Origin of the sequence: Streptomyces sp. N35, assembly GCF_016464295.1 — a bacterium.
Classification (GTDB): Bacteria; Actinomycetota; Actinomycetes; order Streptomycetales; family Streptomycetaceae; genus Streptomyces.
This window is the reverse complement of sequence record NZ_JAEIMH010000035.1, coordinates 45,504-62,601: the sequence shown is the minus strand read 5'-3', so window position 1 is coordinate 62,601 and position 17,098 is coordinate 45,504. Positions and strand designations below refer to the sequence as shown.

The 17,098-nt window shown below is 70.3% G+C and carries 11 protein-coding genes; 5 read left to right on the top strand and 6 right to left on the bottom strand.

The features are described from left to right. Positions 1-118 precede the first annotated feature (118 nt). From JAO81_RS20370 to JAO81_RS20355, 4 genes are all read left to right on the top strand, one after another. Positions 119-5,071, top strand: coding sequence for an NAD-glutamate dehydrogenase (locus JAO81_RS20370; RefSeq protein WP_199549323.1), 4,953 nt, complete (start codon positions 119-121; stop codon positions 5,069-5,071). A gap of 191 nt (positions 5,072-5,262) precedes the next feature. After that, positions 5,263-6,060, top strand: a complete 798-nt coding sequence (locus JAO81_RS20365; RefSeq protein WP_199549322.1) for a polyprenol monophosphomannose synthase — start codon at positions 5,263-5,265, stop codon at positions 6,058-6,060. Between the two features lie 39 nt (positions 6,061-6,099). Continuing rightward, positions 6,100-6,579 carry a GtrA family protein gene (locus JAO81_RS20360; protein WP_199549321.1) on the top strand — a complete coding sequence of 160 codons (480 nt, stop codon included), beginning with the start codon at positions 6,100-6,102 and terminating at the stop codon, positions 6,577-6,579. Beyond that, positions 6,560-8,140, top strand: a complete 1,581-nt coding sequence (locus JAO81_RS20355; RefSeq protein ID WP_233415655.1) for a hypothetical protein — start codon at positions 6,560-6,562, stop codon at positions 8,138-8,140. The genes JAO81_RS20360 and JAO81_RS20355 overlap by 20 nt, the downstream gene beginning before the upstream one ends. A 135-nt stretch (positions 8,141-8,275) precedes the next feature. Here JAO81_RS20355 and JAO81_RS20350 read toward each other — a convergent pair whose 3' ends face one another. From JAO81_RS20350 to JAO81_RS20325, 6 genes are all read right to left on the bottom strand, one after another. Next, positions 8,276-9,352 (bottom strand): acyltransferase, encoded by a 1,077-nt coding sequence (locus tag JAO81_RS20350; RefSeq protein ID WP_199549320.1) that lies wholly within the window; start codon positions 9,350-9,352, stop codon positions 8,276-8,278. Positions 9,353-9,400: 48 nt separating this feature from the next. Next, positions 9,401-11,047, bottom strand: coding sequence for a glycosyltransferase family 2 protein (locus tag JAO81_RS20345; RefSeq protein WP_199549319.1), 1,647 nt, complete (start codon positions 11,045-11,047; stop codon positions 9,401-9,403). Further along, positions 11,047-13,236 (bottom strand): CDP-glycerol glycerophosphotransferase family protein, encoded by a 2,190-nt coding sequence (locus tag JAO81_RS20340; RefSeq protein WP_199549318.1) that lies wholly within the window; start codon positions 13,234-13,236, stop codon positions 11,047-11,049. The genes JAO81_RS20345 and JAO81_RS20340 overlap by 1 nt, the downstream gene beginning before the upstream one ends. Positions 13,237-13,260: 24 nt before the next feature. After that, the gene (locus JAO81_RS20335; protein ID WP_199549317.1) at positions 13,261-14,361 is read right to left on the bottom strand and encodes an alpha/beta hydrolase family protein; all 1,101 of its coding nucleotides are present in this window, start codon (positions 14,359-14,361) and stop codon (positions 13,261-13,263) included. A gap of 119 nt (positions 14,362-14,480) precedes the next feature. After that, positions 14,481-15,224: an ABC transporter ATP-binding protein gene (locus JAO81_RS20330; RefSeq protein WP_307813510.1), complete on the bottom strand. Its 744-nt coding sequence runs from the start codon at positions 15,222-15,224 to the stop codon at positions 14,481-14,483. A gap of 100 nt (positions 15,225-15,324) precedes the next feature. After that, entirely contained in the window at positions 15,325-16,242 is a 918-nt protein-coding gene (locus tag JAO81_RS20325) for an ABC transporter permease (protein ID WP_199549316.1), read from the bottom strand. Between the two features lie 101 nt (positions 16,243-16,343). Here JAO81_RS20325 and JAO81_RS20320 point away from each other — a divergent pair, with 101 nt between their 5' ends. Then, the gene (locus JAO81_RS20320) at positions 16,344-17,051 is read left to right on the top strand and encodes a TetR/AcrR family transcriptional regulator (RefSeq protein WP_199549315.1); all 708 of its coding nucleotides are present in this window, start codon (positions 16,344-16,346) and stop codon (positions 17,049-17,051) included. Positions 17,052-17,098 lie beyond the last annotated feature (47 nt).

Here is a 17,098-nt window from a genome sequence, read left to right as displayed (position 1 = left end):
GGCGCGACGTTGTGCCGTAATTTTTATGAATTCGGTGAGTTCGGTGCGTTTGCCGAGTTCACCGAGTTCGACCGATTCCTTCTACGTCACGCAACGGCGCGCGACAGGAGCAGAGGACATGCAGACCAAGCTGGACGAAGCCAAGGCCGAGCTGCTCGCAAGGGCCGCCCGAGTCGCTGAGCACAGCCCGGTCGGGGGACAGCTCCCGACCGGTGCCACGCGTGCGGACGACAAGCCGGACGGCGACACCGTTCTCACGTATCTCCAGCGCTACTACCTGCACACGGCGCCCGAGGATCTGACCGACCGCGACCCGGTCGACGTCTTCGGTGCCGCGCTTTCGCACTACCGCCTGGCCGAGAACCGGCCGCAGGGCACCGCGAACGTCCGGGTGCACACCCCGACCGTCGAGGAGAACGGCTGGACCTCCAGCCACTCCGTGGTCGAGGTGGTCACGGACGATATGCCGTTCCTCGTGGACTCGGTGACCAACGAGCTGTCCCGCCAGGGCCGCGGCATCCATGTCGTGATCCACCCGCAGGTGGTCGTACGCCGTGATGTCACCGGCAAGCTGATCGAGGTCCTCGCCGACAACACCGCGGCGCAGGCGGCCGCGGAGGCCGGGCACGAGACCCTTGTCGAGTCCTGGATCCACGTCGAGATCGACCGCGAGACCGACCGCGCGGACCTCAAGCAGATCACCAACGATCTCCTGCGCGTCCTGTCCGACGTCCGCGAGGCCGTCGAGGACTGGGAGAAGATGCGCGACGCCGCGCTGCGCATCGCCGAGGACCTGCCCGCCGAGCCCACCGCCGACGATCTGCGCGAGCAGGACATCGAGGAGGCCCGCGAGCTGCTGCGCTGGCTGGCCGCCGACCACTTCACGTTCCTCGGCTACCGCGAGTACGACCTCACGGACGACGACTCGCTCACCGCCGTGCCCGGCACCGGACTCGGCATCCTGCGCTCCGACCCGCAGCACGCCGGCGGCGACGAGGCCCACCCGGTCAGCCCGTCCTTCAACCGGCTGCCCGCCGACGCCCGCGCCAAGGCCCGTGAGCACAAGATCCTGGTGCTCACCAAGGCCAACAGCCGCGCCACCGTGCACCGCCCGAGCTACCTCGACTACGTGGGCGTCAAGAAGTTCGACGCCGAGGGCAACGTCGTCGGTGAGCGCCGCTTCCTGGGCCTGTTCTCGTCCGCCGCGTACACCGAGTCCGTGCGCCGCGTCCCGGTGATCCGCCGCAAGGTCGAAGAGGTGCTCAAGGGCGCCGGCTTCTCGCCCAACAGCCACGACGGCCGCGACCTGATGCAGATCCTCGAGACGTATCCGCGCGACGAGCTCTTCCAGACCCCGGTCGACGAGCTGCGCGAGATCGCCACCAGCGTGCTGTACCTCCAGGAGCGCCGGCGCCTGCGGCTCTACCTGCGCAAGGACGAGTACGGGCGCTACTACTCGGCCCTCGTCTACCTGCCGCGCGACCGCTACACCACCGGTGTGCGCCTGCGGATCATCGACATCCTCAAGGAGGAACTGGGCGGCGCCAGCGTCGACTTCACCGCCTGGAACACCGAGTCGATCCTGTCCCGGCTGCACTTCGTCGTCCGGGTCGCGCCGGGCACCGAGCTGCCGGAGCTCTCCGACGCGGACAAGGAGCGGATCGAGGCGCGGCTCGTCGAGGCCGCCCGCTCCTGGGCCGACGGCTTCGCCGAGGCGCTGAACGCCGAGTGCGGCGAGGAGCGCGCGGCCGAGCTCCTGCGCAAGTACTCGGGTGCCTTCCCCGAGGGCTACAAGGCCGACCACTCGCCGCGCTCCGCGGTCGCCGACCTCGTGCACCTCGAAGCCCTGGGCAAGAGCGAGCAGGACTTCGCGCTCTCGCTCTACGAGCCCGTGGGCGCGGGACCCGGCGAGCGCCGCTTCAAGATCTACCGCTCCGGCGAGCAGGTCTCGCTCTCCGCGGTCCTTCCCGTCCTGCAGCTGCTCGGCTGCGAGGTCGTCGACGAGCGCCCGTACGAGCTGCGCTGCAGCGACCGCAGCAACGACGCGTGGATCTACGACTTCGGTCTGCGGATGCCGAAGTCGAACGGCAACGGCGACTACCTCGCCGACGACGCCCGCGAGCGCTTCCAGCAGGCCTTCGCCGCCGTGTGGACCGGTGAGGCCGAGAACGACGGCTTCAACTCCCTCGTGCTGCGCGCCGGTCTGAACTGGCGGCAGGCGATGGTGCTTCGCGCGTACGCCAAGTACCTGCGCCAGGCGGGCGCCACGTTCAGCCAGGACTACATGGAGGACACCCTCCGCAACAACGTCCACACCACACGCCTGCTGATCTCGCTGTTCGAGGCGCGGATGTCCCCGGACCGCCAGCGGGCCGGCACCGAGCTGACCGACGGACTGCTCGAAGAGCTCGACGGAGCGCTCGACCAGGTCGCCTCCCTCGACGAGGACCGGATCCTGCGGTCCTTCCTCGTGGTCATCAAGGCGACCCTGCGCACGAACTTCTTCCAGGAGGCCGGGGGCGGCAGGCCGCACTCCTACGTCTCGATGAAGTTCGACCCGCAGGCCATCCCGGACCTGCCGGCGCCCCGCCCCGCGTACGAGATCTGGGTGTACTCGCCCCGCGTCGAGGGTGTGCACCTGCGCTTCGGCAAGGTCGCGCGCGGCGGGCTGCGCTGGTCCGACCGGCGGGAGGACTTCCGTACGGAGATCCTCGGCCTGGTGAAGGCGCAGATGGTGAAGAACACCGTCATCGTGCCGGTCGGCGCCAAGGGCGGCTTCGTCGCCAAGCAGCTGCCCGACCCCGCGAAGGACCGTGACGCGTGGCTCGCCGAGGGCGTCGCCAGCTACAAGACCTTCATCTCGGCGCTGCTCGACATCACCGACAACATGGTGGCCGGCGAGGTCGTGCCACCCGCCGATGTCGTACGGCACGACGAGGACGACACGTACCTCGTGGTCGCGGCCGACAAGGGCACGGCGACGTTCTCGGACATCGCCAACGCGGTGGCCGAGTCGTACAACTTCTGGCTCGGCGACGCCTTCGCCTCCGGCGGCAGCGCGGGCTACGACCACAAGGGCATGGGCATCACCGCCCGCGGCGCCTGGGAGTCCGTGAAGCGGCACTTCCGCGAGCTCGGCGTCGACACCCAGTCCGAGGACTTCACGGTCGTCGGCGTCGGCGACATGAGCGGTGACGTGTTCGGCAACGGGATGCTGCTCTCCGAGCGCATCCGCCTGGTCGCCGCCTTCGACCACCGGCACATCTTCATCGACCCGAACCCGGACGCGGCCGTCTCCTACGCCGAGCGCCGCCGCCTGTTCGAGCTGCCCCGCAGCTCCTGGGCCGACTACAACACCGAGCTGCTCTCCGCGGGCGGCGGGATCTTCCCCCGTACGGCCAAGGCGATCCAGCTCAACGCGCATATCCGCGAGGCACTCGGCATCGAGTCCGGCATCGCCAAGATGACCCCGGCCGAGCTGATGCAGACGATCCTCAAGTCGCCGGTCGACCTGCTGTGGAACGGCGGCATCGGCACCTACGTGAAGTCCTCGGCCGAATCGCACACGGACGTCGGCGACAAGGCCAACGACGCGATCCGCGTGGACGGCGCCGACCTGCGCGTCAAGGTCGTCGGCGAGGGCGGCAACCTGGGCCTGACCCAGCTCGGCCGCATCGAGTTCGCGCAGCACGGCGGGCGCGTCAACACCGACGCGATCGACAACAGCGCGGGCGTGGACACCTCGGACCACGAGGTGAACATCAAGATCCTGCTGAACGCGGTCGTGGCCGACGGCGACATGACGGTCAAGCAGCGCAACAAGCTGCTCGCCGAAATGACCGACGAGGTCGGCCACCTGGTGCTGCGCAACAACTACGCGCAGAACACCGCCCTGGCCAACGCCCTCGCGCAGTCCTCCAGCATGCTCCACGCCCAGCAGCGCTTCATGCGCACGCTGGTGCGCGAGGGCCGGCTCGACCGGGCCATCGAGTTCCTGCCGACCGACCGGCAGATCCGCGAGCGCCTCGGCAACGACCTGGGGCTGACCCAGCCGGAGACGGCGGTGCTCCTCGCGTACACGAAGATCACCGTCGCCGAGGAGCTGATCTCCACGGGTCTGCCCGACGACCCGTATCTGCAGAGTCTGCTGCACACCTACTTCCCGACGGCGCTGCGCAGCAAGTTCACCGAGCAGATCGAGGCGCACGCGCTGCGCCGCGAGATCGTCACGACGGTCCTGGTGAACGACACGGTCAACGCGGGCGGCACCAGCTTCCTGCACCGGATGCGCGAGGAGACCGGCGCCTCGCTCGAAGAGGTCGTACGGGCGCACACCGCGGCCCGCGAGATCTTCGGGCTCTCCGAGGTGTGGGACGGGGTCGAGGCCCTGGACAACGTGGTCGCCGCCGACGTGCAGACCCGGATCCGGCTGCACTCGCGCCGGCTCGTCGAGCGCGGCACCCGCTGGCTGCTCAACAACCGGCCGCAGCCGCTGGAGCTGGCCGAGACCATCGGCTTCTTCAGCGAGGGCGTCCACCAGGTGTGGGGTGAGCTGCCGAAGCTCCTGCGCGGCGCGGACCTCGAGTGGTACCAGCAGATCTTCGAGGAGCTGACCGCGGCCGCCGTCCCGGAGGAGCTGGCGCAGCAGGTGGCCGGGTTCTCCTCGGCGTTCCCGGCACTCGACATCGTGCTGATCGCCGACCGTGTGGGCAAGGACCCGATGGCCGTCGCCGAGGTCTACTACGACCTCGGGGACCGGCTCACCATCACGCAGCTGATGGACCGGATCAGCGCCCTGCCCCGTACCGACCGCTGGTCGTCCATGGCCCGCGCGGCGATCCGCGAGGACCTGTACGCGGCGCACGCGGCGCTCACCTCGGATGTCCTGTCGGTGGGCAACGGCAGTTCGACGCCGGAGCAGCGGTTCAAGTCGTGGCAGGAGAAGAACGCCGCGATCCTGGGCCGCGCGAAGACGACCCTGGACGAGATCCAGGGCTCGGACTCGTTCGACCTGGCGAACCTGTCGGTGGCGATGCGCACGATGAGGACGCTGTTGCGCACGCACTCGTAACGGGATAACGCCTCCTGGCCGAGCACCTCGGAGCCGACCGCTCCGGGGTGCTCGGCCGTTTTCCGGCGGGGGCCGTGGGTTTCCCCGGGCTGAGGGCCGTGGAGCTGACGCCCCTACACCGTCTTTATGCTGTTAAATCGGGCATTTGGGTTAAGGTGGGTGCGATTGTGTACGCGCACCGAGGACCTCAGATGCTGACGAAGACCCTTGAGTCACCGACGCCCCTGCCCGCGGCCTGGGCGGACACCGCGCTGACCGTCGTCATGCCCACGTACAACGAAGCGGGCAACCTGCCGCGGATGACCGAGACGCTGATGGCGCTCGGCCAGGAGCTGCCGGGCCTGAGCCTGCTCGTCGTCGACGACTCCAGCCCGGACGGCACCGGCGAGCTCGCCGAGTCCCTGGCCGAGCGCTACAACACGGACCGCGTCCGCATGCGGGTCCTGCACCGCACCGAGAAGGACGGCCTCGGCCGCGCCTACGCGGCGGGCATGAGCCGTGCCGTCGAGAACGGCGCCGCGTACGTGCTGCAGATGGACGCCGACGGCAGCCACCCCGCCGGGAAGATCGGCGAGATGCTCGGCGTCGCGCTGTCCACCGGCGCCGGTGTCGTGGTCGGCAGCCGCTACGTGCCGGGCGGCTCGCTCTCGGACGCCTGGGGCGCGCACCGCAAGCTGCTTTCGCGCTGGGCCAACACCTACGCGAGCGCGATCCTCGGCACCCGCGTCCGCGACATCACCGGCGGCTTCAACCTCTGGCGCGCGGACACCCTGCGCGCGATCGACCTCGCGTCGGTGGGCAGCGCGGGCTACAGCTTCCAGGTCGAGATGAAGTACGCGGCGCTTCGCCGCGGCTTCGGCGTCATGGAGGTGCCCATCCACTTCGAGGACCGCACGGTCGGGGAGTCGAAGATGAGCTTCGCGGTGCAGCTGGAGTCCATGGCGATGCCGTGGAGGCTGCGTGCCGCCGCCGCCCGGGGCCGGCGCTGAACACCCGCCGCGCAGAGACGAGTTGGTGAGCACTCCACGATGACCACTTTGCAGGACACCCCCACCGTGGCGCTGCCGGAGGCGGCGCCACGCCCTCGTGCGCGCCGCATGGTCCGCTACGGCAAGGAGCTGGCGAAGTTCGGGATCGTCGGCGGCAGTGGCGTCGGCGTCAACTTCGTCGTCTTCAACCTGCTCCTGCACGGCCTCGGCTGGGGCGCGATGACCGCCACGGTGCTCGCGAGCTGTATCGCCATGGGCACCAACTACCTCGGCTTCCGCTTCTTCGCCTACCGGGACCGCGACAAGCGCACCAAGCAGCAGATCCTGCTGTTCTTCGTGTTCAGCGGGATCGGGGTCGCGGTCGAGAGCGGCCTGTTCTACGTGGCGTACCACGGCATGGCGATGGACGGACCGCTCGGTTCGAACCTCGCCAAGGCCGGCTCGATCGTGCTCGCATCCGCGTTCCGTTTCCTGGTGTACCGGACCTGGGTCTTCCAGCATGACGCGCAGCGGGCATGAGGTGACGCGCACCGCGGCCGAACGGCCCGCCGCGCCCGCTCCGCACCGTCCCGCAGCGTCCCCACCGCTCGCGCCCGCAGCCGACTCGGCCGCGGCGCGGGCGGTAGCGCGTGCGGCGGTCCTGCTCATCGGGGCGCTGCTGCTGCTCGTCGTGGTCCGGCTGCCCTGGGTGGGCGACCTCGGGGTCCACGCGGCGACCATCGAGCGGCTGCGTACGGATCTGCTGTCGCCGGGCAATCCGATGGTCGACGCGGCGGGTGACAGCCCCTACTACTCGCCGTGGATGCTGCTGCTCGGCGCCCTCGCGAAGGTCACCGGGCTCGGCACGTTCACCGTCCTGCGGATCGCAGCCCTCGTCTCGCTCGCCCTGCTGCTCACCGGCATCCCGCATGTCGTCCGGACGTTCACGCGGCGCCGCTCCGCACCCGCCCTCGCCGTGCTCTGCGTGCTGCTCCTGTGGGGCCCCGGCCTCTTCGAGTGGAGCGGCTTCCTCGGCCTGAGTTCGCTCGCGCTCACCGTCGCCTATCCGAGCACCTTCGCGCTCGGCCTGTCCTTCCACTTCTGGGCGCTGCTCACCAAGGCCGTGCGGTCATCGGCGAGTTGGCCGGTGAGCATCGGACTCGGCCTGCTGTGGGCCGTGATCATGCTGAGTCACCAGTTCACCGGGGTGGTCGCCACCTTCGGGGCGCTCGGTGTGCTGCTCGGCGCGCGGCCGTGGCCGGGACGCGACGTCTGGCTGCGGCTCGGGGCGGGCATGGTGGCCGGGCTGGTGCTGCTGGTCGGCTGGCCGTACTACTCGTTCTTCGGGCTGTTCGGCGTGGGCGGCCTGGAGGAGATCCACCGTCCGCTGTACACCGGCCTGCTGCCGCACTTCGGGTTCGCCCTGATCGGTGTGGCGGCCCTCGCCCTGCGTCTGCGGCGGGACCGCCGCGATCCGCTGGTGATCTTCTTCGCGCTCGGGGCGCTGATGGTGACGGCCGGCTGGCTGACCGGGCACTACTCCTGGGGCCGGGCGCTGCCCGCCGTGCTCATCCCGGCCCAACTGGCCGCCGCGCTCGCTCGGGTGACGGGCGGCACCCGGCTCGTGCGCAACGCGTTCGCGGCGGTCGTGGGAGCGGCCCTGGTCGCGGGCGCGTGGACCCAGGCGGGGGTGCTCGGCTACGTGGTGCGCCAGGACGCGCTGCCGCCGGCCGTACGGGAGAAGACCAGGCAGCCGTGGGCCGGGTACGCGTGGATCACGCGCCATGTGCCGTACGGGGACACGGTGATGGTCAAGGGGCGGGCGGCGCGCCAGGCCCCGGCGTACGGGCCCTACACGGTCGCGCCCGGATACCCGGACTTCTTCCTGCCGGACCAGGAGCAGCGCCTGGCCACGGTGGCCGAATACTTCGCGCCGGGCAGCTCCCGCGCTCAGCGCCTCGACGCACTGCACCGCTACGGTGCGCGCTGGGTGCTCCAGTGGCGCAGCGACGGTGGCCTGCCGGCCGCGGACCCGGCGCTGGAGAAGGTGGCCGTCGGGCCGAACGGGCAGGTGCTGTACCGGGTCGTGGACGACGCCTGAGGCCGTGGTCCCGGCCGCGCGCCCCGGGGCAGCTCAGCCGAACGCCCGCCGCAGCTCAGCCGAACCCCCGCAGCCCAGCCGCCTCCGCCCGTAGCTCAGCCGAACCCCCGCAGCCCAGCCGCCTCCGCCCGCAGCTCAGCCGAACGCCCGCCGCAGCAGCGCCCCGCCCGGCCGTTCGACGAAGCGGTGGATCAGCCAGGCCGCGGCGAGCATCGTCGCGACGGCGGTGAGCAGCATCGCCCAGGGCGGCAGCTGCTCGCGCCACAGGTGGATGAGGTGCACACCGACCGCCTGGTGGATCAGATACAGCGGATACGAGATCGCCCCGCCGGTCGTCAGCCAGCGCCAGTCGACCCGGTCGAGGTACCCCAGCGCCACGGCCGCCATCAGGAGGTAGAACGCCGTCACCGCGGCCACGCACACCGTCCACGACATGCGCTGTGTGTCCGTGCTGTAGACCTTCGCCACCTCGATCATGCTGTGCTGCGCAAGCAGCCAGTTCACGCCGAGCAGCGCCCAGGGCGCGCCCTGGCGCGGGCCGTTCCTGCGGATCAGATAGAACGCGATCCCGGAGATGAACAGCGGTGCGTAGAGCGGATTCGCGAGCAGGCGGAGCACCGGCAGCCCGGCCGCCGGTGCGAGCACCGCGGCCACGGTCCACACCCAGCAGAAGGCGACCACCCGCTTGCGGGTCACACCGAGCCAGGCGACCACCGCGAAGAGCAGGTAGAAGCGCAGCTCGGACCAGAGGGTCCAGTACGAGTGGTCGACGTCGTCGACGCCGAGCGAGCTCTGCACCATCGTCAGGTTGGTGAGGATCTGGCTGATCGTCGGCCGGTCGTGGTCCGACGGCAGCCCCGGCAGCAGCAGGACGGCCCCGGTGGCGAGCACACAGAACCAGTACGCGGGGAACAGCCGCACCACGCGGCTGCGGACGAAGGACCTGAGCGGTCTGCCCCAGGCCGACATGCAGATGACGAATCCGCTGATCAGGAAGAAGAGTTCGACGCCGAGCCAGGTGTACTGGGCGAGGGGGCCGAGCACGGGAAAGGTCCGCGCGGGGTCGGACCAGCCGCCCTCGCGGAGGTAGTGGAAGAGCACCACGAGCAGCGCGGCGAGCAGCCGCAGGCCGTCGAGTACACGCAGCCGGCCGCCCGCGCGGGGGGTGTCGAGGGCGCGGGTGGGCAGGGACGGGGCGGTGAGGACAGACACGGTGAATTCTCCGGAGACGCGAACGCGGGGGCGGGCGGCAGCACGCGCCTAGCGCAGCGCCGCCGTCAGCTTGCGCAGCGCGCCCGCCCGCCGCTTCATCGGCCGCAGCGCCTTCGCCACCGCACCCACCGTCTCCCAGCGCACCTGAAGCCGCCCGGAACCCCGCCCCTCGGGCTCCACCGTCACCCGGTGCGCGATCCCGAACGAGGGCCGCATCACCGTGGTCAGCGCCGTGAACTCCAGCGGGGCGAGCAGCAGACCGGTGTTGCGCTGACGGTCCTGCTCCAGCTCCAGGATCGGGTGACGGACGCCCGTGAAGCCCTGCAGCGGCAGTCCGCCGGCGGACAGATCGAGGCGTACGGCCCCTCCGTAGACACCGGGGCCCCCCAGGTGGAGGCGGAGGCGCTGGGTGTGGCGGCGGCCGCCGGGGGCGATGTGCACGGCGGCCACATGCGGGCCGACGGCCAGCTGGCGCCCCGGGTCGTAGGTGCGGACCGTCAGGTCGAGCGTGCCCGCGGCGGCCGCCTCGACCGAGGTGATCTCGTGGCGGAAGTGCGCGGTGGTGAAGGGCCGGGTCGACAACTCCTCGTCGCTGAGGTCGAGTTCGCCCTTGGTCTGCTCGGTGACGGGGATCCGCGCGCCCCAGTACACCCGCCCGTTCTCGTCGGTGACCGTCTCGCGCGGCGCCACCCCGTGGCCCATGCCGCGCGCGGCGATCTGCGCGTCGGTCAGGCGTCCGTCGCGCAGCAGCTGGATCACCACGCGCTCGGCGCGCGGCAGCCGGGCCAGCGCGGCGGGGGAGACGGACTCCAGATACGGCACCACCGCGCCCGCGAACGAACGGATCCAGTCCTCGTCGCGGAACGGCAGGTCACCCGCGTACATTCGGAAGTCGTGCTTGAGGAACTTGTAGTCCTTGTCCTCGCGCAGCCCGCCATGCCCGCTGGAGACGAGGAACTCGTCGATCAGGGTCTGGACGTGGATACGGTCCCGTACGTTGCTGATCTTGTGGCGCTGATTCGAGATCGAGGCGGCGCCGGCGGCCGCGAACGGCTCGATGTACCAGCGGTAGACCGGCTCGGGCACGATCGTGAAGGCCTTGGCCAGGCAGTACGCCTGCGCCGAGAACAGCTGGTCCTCGTAGTGGATGCCCTCGGGGAAGCGCAGTTGGTGCCGGTCGAGGAAGTCCTTGGTGTACATCTTCGAGGTCGACAGGTGCTCGAAGAGCAGCCGCGGTTCGGCGTCGATGCCTTCGACCGTACGGCGCTCGGCGACCAGGTCGGGCATCCACAGGGTGCGCTTGCCGGTGTCGACGCGGACCCGCTCGACCTGTCCCATCGCGAAGTCGATCTCCCGCTCGCGGTGGGCCCCGAGGAGCAACTCGACGGCGCGCGGCGGCAGTTCGTCGTCGCTGTCGAGGAACATCAGATACGGGGCGCGCGCGATCTCCATGGCGCGGTTGCGGGGCGCGCTGCACCCGCCGCTGTTGACCGGGAGGCGCAGATAGCGCACCCGCCGGTCCTCGGACTCCAGCTGCCGCGCCACCTCGGGGGTGTGGTCGGTGGAGCAGTCGTCGCTGATGATGATCTCGATGTTGGCGTGGGTCTGCTCGCGCAGCGAGGCCACCGCGCGGGGCAGCCGGTCGGCGTCGTTGAAGACGATCACCGTGACGGTCACATCGGGCAGGGCGCTCATCAGGCTGCTTCTTCCGGGGTCGGTGCGGGCGTACGGTCCTCGACGGGAATGATCTTCGGCAGGGCCTCGGGCCGTTCGCCGAGGAAGACCCGGCGCACCACGCGCTCGGCCGCCGCCCCGTCGTCGAACTCGCAAAAGCGCTGCCGGAACGCGGACCGCAGCTTGGCGGAGCCGCTGTCGCGCCACGCGTCACCGCGCAGAATCTCGGTCAACTCGTCCTGGGTGCGGGCCACTTGGCCGGGCGGTTCGGCGAGCAGATCGAAGTAGACCCCGCGGGTGCGGGAGTACATCTCCCAGTCGTCGGCGTAGATCACGATCGGCCGGTCGAGGTTGGCGTAGTCGAACTGGATCGAGGAGTAGTCCGCGATCAGCGCGTCCGCCGCCAGACAGACGTCCTCCACGGGGTCGTACGCGGAGACGTCGATGACCCGGCCCGTGCCGCGAAGCCGGGCGAGCGGCGAGGCGGAACCGCCGTAGAAGTAGTGCCCGCGCACCAGGAGCACCGTGTCCTCGCCGAGCGATTCGGCGAGCGCGGCGAGATCCAGGCGCGGGGTCCAGCCGGCCTCGTAGTCGCGGTGCGTCGGCGCGTAGAGCAGCGCCCGCTTGCCGGGGGCGATGCCGAGCTTGGCGCGTACGGCCCGTACGTCGGCCGCCGTCGCCCGGTGGAACACGTCGTTGCGCGGATAGCCGTAGTCGAGCGGGGTGTAGTGCGAGGGGTAGGCGTGCGCCCACATCCGGGTGGAGTGGCTGTTGGCCGAGAGGCTGTAGTCCCAGCGGTCCACCCGGGCGAGCAGCGCACGGAAGTTGAGGCCCTTCGAGGCCGCCGGGAAGTCCATCTGGTCCAGGCCCATGCGCTTGAGCGGGGTGCCGTGATGGGTCTGGATGTAGGTCTGCTCGGGGCGTTTGACCAGCATGTTGGGGAAGTTGACGTTGTTCACCAGGAAGCCCGCCCGGCCCAGGACATCGAGGTAGGGCTTGCTGCCCGGCACCACATGGTCCGTGCCCGGCGGCAGCAGCGGCACCTTGTCCGCGCCGACCACCCACACCGGGTGGATCTCCGGGGCGAGTTCGGCGAGCTTCGCGGCGATCGCGCCCGGGTTGCAGGCCACGCCCCGGTCCCAGTACGCGGAGAACACGGCGAGCTCCCGGTCGACCGGCCGGCTGCGCGCCTTCTCGTAGCGACGGCGGCGCACGCTCGCGCCGAGCTTGCGCTTCCTCTTCTGCAGCGTCGCCGTCAGGTCGCGCTGCTTGCGATTGGCCTTCTGCAGGGTGCGATACGCGGCGAACTGGCCCTTGACCAGCAGGTTCTGCCGCACTCCGGCCAGCCCGTCGGGGGCGGCGTGCCCCTCGGGACGGAAGCGGACCGCGTGCTCGCAGGCGCGGCGGAAGAACTCGGGTGCCAGCTCCTCGGGCAGCAGCCCGGGGCGGGCGATGATCCGCAGATAGTCGGCCGTCATCCGGTCGTAGAGCACCCCGCGTACGGACGCCGGGGCGTTCTCGGCGAGCGCCCAGATCTCCTCGTACTCGTCGAAGAGCGCGTAGTGCTGCTCGGCGGTGAGGGGCGGCAGGCTCGCGCGGCGCAGCCGGCGCTCGGCGAGCAGCGCCGTGTCGAGGCAGGCGATGCGGTCGGCGAGCAGCAACGAGGCGTAGGCCGTGGCGAGTTCACCGGCCGGTGCCGGGTCGTCGAGCAGACCGCTGTCGAGGCGGTCGCGGTAGAACGCGGCGCGCAGCGCGCGGTTGCCGAGCAGCGGGGTGACATCGAGCAGGGTGGGCGCCGCGGAGAGCCCTCGTGCCTCGTGACCGGCCGCGGCCAGGAGCTTGGTGTCGGTGCTGGGGCGCGCGGGGTCCCACCAGTAGGCGCGGACATGGTCGAAGAGCAGCACGTCCGCAGGCGTGTCGGCGTGCTCGACGAGCGTGCGGACCGCTTCCGGGAGCAGCAGGTCCTTGCTGTCCAGGAACAGCAGCCACTCACCGCTCGCCGCCGCCGCGCCCGCGTGCCGGGCCGCCGGGGCGGAGGGCTCCACGGGCAGGACGCGAGCGGCATACCCGTCGCACTCGGTCCGGGCCGCCTCGTCGGCGGGCACGACGAGCAGCTCGGACTCGGCGCCCGACTGGCCGGCCACGCTGTCCAGGCACTCCCGCAGATGGCCCTGCACATCGGGCCCGGTCACGATCACACTGAGCTTCACCGTTGGGTCCTCACGGGTCGGTCCTCACGCCTTCGCGGGCTTGTCGAGTTTGTCGCCGAGCCAGACAAGCGCGGCCGGCACCTCGCGCTTCCAGGTGTTGAAGTTGTGGCCGCCCTCGTCCAGGATCATGCGCGCCATCCGCATGCGCCCCTCCTTGAGCTTCGACAGGAAGTCGAGGGTGTGGTGGTAGTCGTATTCGCCCTTGGCGCTGCTGGTCACGAGCAGTGACACGGGTGGCTGCGGCAGCTTCTCCATCCGCCACATCAGGTCGTTCTCCTGCTCCAGCTTCTTGTCGCCGTGGAAGAGATCGCCCGTGGTGTCGTCGGTCTTCGCCGCGAAATACGGGGAGAGCGCGGCGCCGGCCGTGAAGCTCTCCGGGTACGTCATGGGGAGCTTCAGCGCGCAGTAGCCCCCGGTCGAGTAGCCCGTCACGCCCCACTGCTTCGTGTCCGTGCCCACCCGGTAGTGCGAGGTGATCGCCTTCGGCAGGTCCTTCGCGAAATACGTCAGGACTTTGGGGCCGCCCGGGACGTCCACGCACTCGGTGTCCCGTGGCGGGGTCACCGCCGACCGGATGAAGATCATCACCGCGGGCGGCATCTTGCCCGTACGGGCTTTGTCGCGTGCGGTGTCCACGAAGCCCAGCTCGTTGATCATCCCGTCGACCGTGCCCGGGTAGCCGGTGATGGCGAGGATGGCCGGGAACTTCTTGTCCTTGTTGCCCTTCTGGAAGTACTGCGGGGGCAGATAGACCTTGGCGTCCGCGGCGATCCTCGAGCTCGTGCCGGTGATCTTCACGGACTCGAGGCGGCCGCCGCCGCTCAGCGCCTGGTCCGACTGGAGGGCCACGAGCTTGCCGCCCGGGCCGACCTCCTGGACCACGCCTTCGCCCTGCTCGGTGCCGAAGAGGTCGTCCCACGAGGCGTAGAACTCGAACTTGTCGTTCACATAGAGCAGCACCACGGAGAGCACCGCGAGCTGGGTGCAGACGAGCAGCAGGAAGCGGCCGAGCAGGGCCCGGACACTGCGTCCGGCCAGGCGCGGCCAGAGCCACATGGTGAGCGCGAAGAGCGCGATCGCCACGAGGACCGCGAGCAGCAGCAGCTTCTTGCTGGTGAGTCCCATCGGGTGCGTTCCTTGCTGGGGGCGAGGGGCTGCCCCCGACAAGAAGAGGCTAATTGTCCTATTTGGGTTCTACGAGTCGTGGGTGACGCCGGTCACGGGCCCCCGGATCCGCCGGAGGCTCACTTGCCGGTGAACCGCTCGTACTCCTCGAGGACCTCCTCGGTGGGCCCGTCCATCAGGAGCTCGCCCTTCTCCAGCCACAGGACCCGGTCGCAGGTGTCGCGGATGGACTTGTTGCTGTGGCTGACCAGGAACACCGTGCCCGCCTTGGCCCGCAGCTCGCGGATCCGCTCCTCGGAACGCTTCTGGAAGCGGGCGTCGCCGGTCGCGAGGGCCTCGTCGATCAGCAGGACGTCGTGGTCCTTGGCCGCGCCGATCGAGAACCGCAGTCGGGCCTTCATGCCCGAGGAGTACGTGCGCATCGGCAGCGAGATGAAGTCGCCCTTCTCGTTCACGCCCGAGAACTCGACGATCTCGTCATAGCGCTCCCGTACCTGCTCACGGGACATCCCCATGGCCAGGCAGCCGAGGGTCACATTGCGCTCACCGGTCAGATCGTCCATCAGGGCGGCGTTCACGCCCATCAGGGAGGGCTGGCCGTCCGTGTAGATCCGGCCGCTCTCGCAGGGGAGCAGTCCGGCGACGGCGCGCAGCAGGGTCGACTTCCCGGAGCCGTTGGTGCCGATCAGGCCGATGGCCTCGCCGCGGTACGCGGTGAAGGAGACGCGCTTGACCGCGTGCACCTCGCGCACGCCGGGGCGCTTGCCGCGGCCGACGATCCGGCTCAGGGCGGAGGTGGCACTGCCCCGTCCCGCGCCCGAGCCGATGACCCGGTAGACGATGTCGACGCCATCGACGATCACTGTCGGGACGCGCTCCCCGGTCCGCTGGGCGGGTACGGGGGAGGGCTCGGCGAGCGGGTTCGGGGTTGGGTTCGGGTTCACCAGAGGGGTGATCAGAGTGTCAGCCACGGCCGTAGGTCTCCTCTGCCTTCCAGAAGTAGATGAACCCGCCGACGCCCGCGAGCAGGGCCCAGCCCAGGGCCCAGGCCCAGACGTGGTGCGGGAGCTGGTTGCTGTGGAAGCTGTCGATCAGGGCGTACCGGATCAGGTCGATGAAGACGGCCGCCGGGTTGTGCTCGAGCGCGAAGTGGACCGCGTGCGGGACGCTCTTGCCCTTGGTGACCTGTTGCAGCGAGAACATCACGCCGGACAGGTACATCCAGGTGCGCAGCACGAACGGCATCAGCTGGCCGATGTCGGGGGTCTTGGCGCACAGCCGCGCCACGATCATCGCGAGGCCCGCGTTGAAGGCGAACTGCAGCACGAGGGCCGGGATCACGAGCAGCCACTTGGGTGTGAGCGGCAGTCCGAAGCCGAGGACGATCGCGACCAGGGCGATCATCGAGAAGAGCAGCTGCTGCAGCTGCTGCAGACAGAACGAGATCGGCAGTGCGGCCCGCGGGAAGTGGAGCGCCCGTACGAGGCCCAGATTGCCGGCGATGGCCCGGGTGCCCGCCATGATCGACGACTGCGTGAAGGTGAACACGAAGACGCCGGTGACCAGGAACGGGATGTAGTCCGGGACACCGCGCTTGACGTTCATCAGGACGCCGAAGATGAGGTAGTAGACCGCCGCGTTGAGCAGCGGGGTCATCACCTGCCACAGCTGGCCGAGCTTCGCCTGGCTGTACTGCGTCGTCAGCTTGGCCGTGGCGAACGCGGTGATGAAGTGCCGGCGCTGCCACAGCTGGCCGGCGTAACGGCCCAGTGAGGGGCGGGCATTGCTCACGGCGAGCCCGTACCGCGCGGCGAGCTCCTGCGCGGACGGGGTCGGGGTCGGTGCCGGGTGTTTCGGCGGCGCCTCGAGCACTTGACTCACTGACTTACCTCGCTTTTACGTCGGGACGGACCCGTATCGTCGCTTCGTGGAGCGTAGGACGGATCGACGTCGCAACGCAACCGTTTCGTCGTCACGGCCGTATGCTGGGGGCCATGACGTCCTCGACCTCCGCACCCGACCCGGCCCCCTCCGCGCCCAGAGATGAAGCGGCCAAGCCCGCCCGCCGCCGGGCTCCGGCCGGGGCCGCGGTGCTGCGCGAGGATGTGACCGAAGCCATTCGGGCGGCGGTCTTCGCGGAGCTCGCCGCGGTCGGCTACGGCCGGATGTCGATCGAGGGCGTCGCGCGCCGCGCGGGCGTCGGCAAGACCGCCGTCTACCGCCGCTGGCGCTCCAAGCTGCACCTCGTGCTCGACCTGGTCTCGGCGGTCGCCGTCCAGGGCCTGCCCGCCCCCGACACCGGCACCCTGGAAGGCGATCTCCGGCTGCTGTACGAGGTCACCTCGCGCGCCCTGCGTCACCCCGTGGCCGGCCAGATCATCCCGGACCTGCAGGCCGAGGCGGCTCGTAATCCGGAGATCCGCGAGGCCTTGGAGAAGGCGCTGCGCGAAGGCCAGCACTCGGTGGCCAGCGGGATCGTCCAGGCCGCGGTCTCCCGTGGCGAGCTGGACGCGGGCGTAGACGAGGAGCTCGCGCTCGACCTGATCTCGGGGCCCTTGTACTGGCGCTCGGTGGTGACGCGCGCCCCGCTGCCGAAGGGCTACCTGGACCAGCTCACCGCCGCCGCCGCGGCGGGACTGCGGGCGATACAGGGCCCGGGTGTGATGCGGGGCCCGGGGCCGGGGGCCTGAACCTGCCGCCCGGAGCCCGAAGGGTCGCGCGGAACCCGAAGCGCACG

Coding starts and splice junctions, on each gene's coding strand:
- JAO81_RS20355 (WP_233415655.1), top strand. CDS start 6,560: ATGACGCGCAGCGGGCATGAGGTGACGCGCACCGCGGCCGAACGGCCC.
- JAO81_RS20335 (WP_199549317.1), bottom strand. CDS start 14,361: ATGGGACTCACCAGCAAGAAGCTGCTGCTGCTCGCGGTCCTCGTGGCG.
- JAO81_RS20345 (WP_199549319.1), bottom strand. CDS start 11,047: ATGAGCGCCCTGCCCGATGTGACCGTCACGGTGATCGTCTTCAACGAC.
- JAO81_RS20365 (WP_199549322.1), top strand. CDS start 5,263: ATGCTGACGAAGACCCTTGAGTCACCGACGCCCCTGCCCGCGGCCTGG.
- JAO81_RS20370 (WP_199549323.1), top strand. CDS start 119: ATGCAGACCAAGCTGGACGAAGCCAAGGCCGAGCTGCTCGCAAGGGCC.
- JAO81_RS20360 (WP_199549321.1), top strand. CDS start 6,100: ATGACCACTTTGCAGGACACCCCCACCGTGGCGCTGCCGGAGGCGGCG.
- JAO81_RS20320 (WP_199549315.1), top strand. CDS start 16,344: ATGCTGGGGGCCATGACGTCCTCGACCTCCGCACCCGACCCGGCCCCC.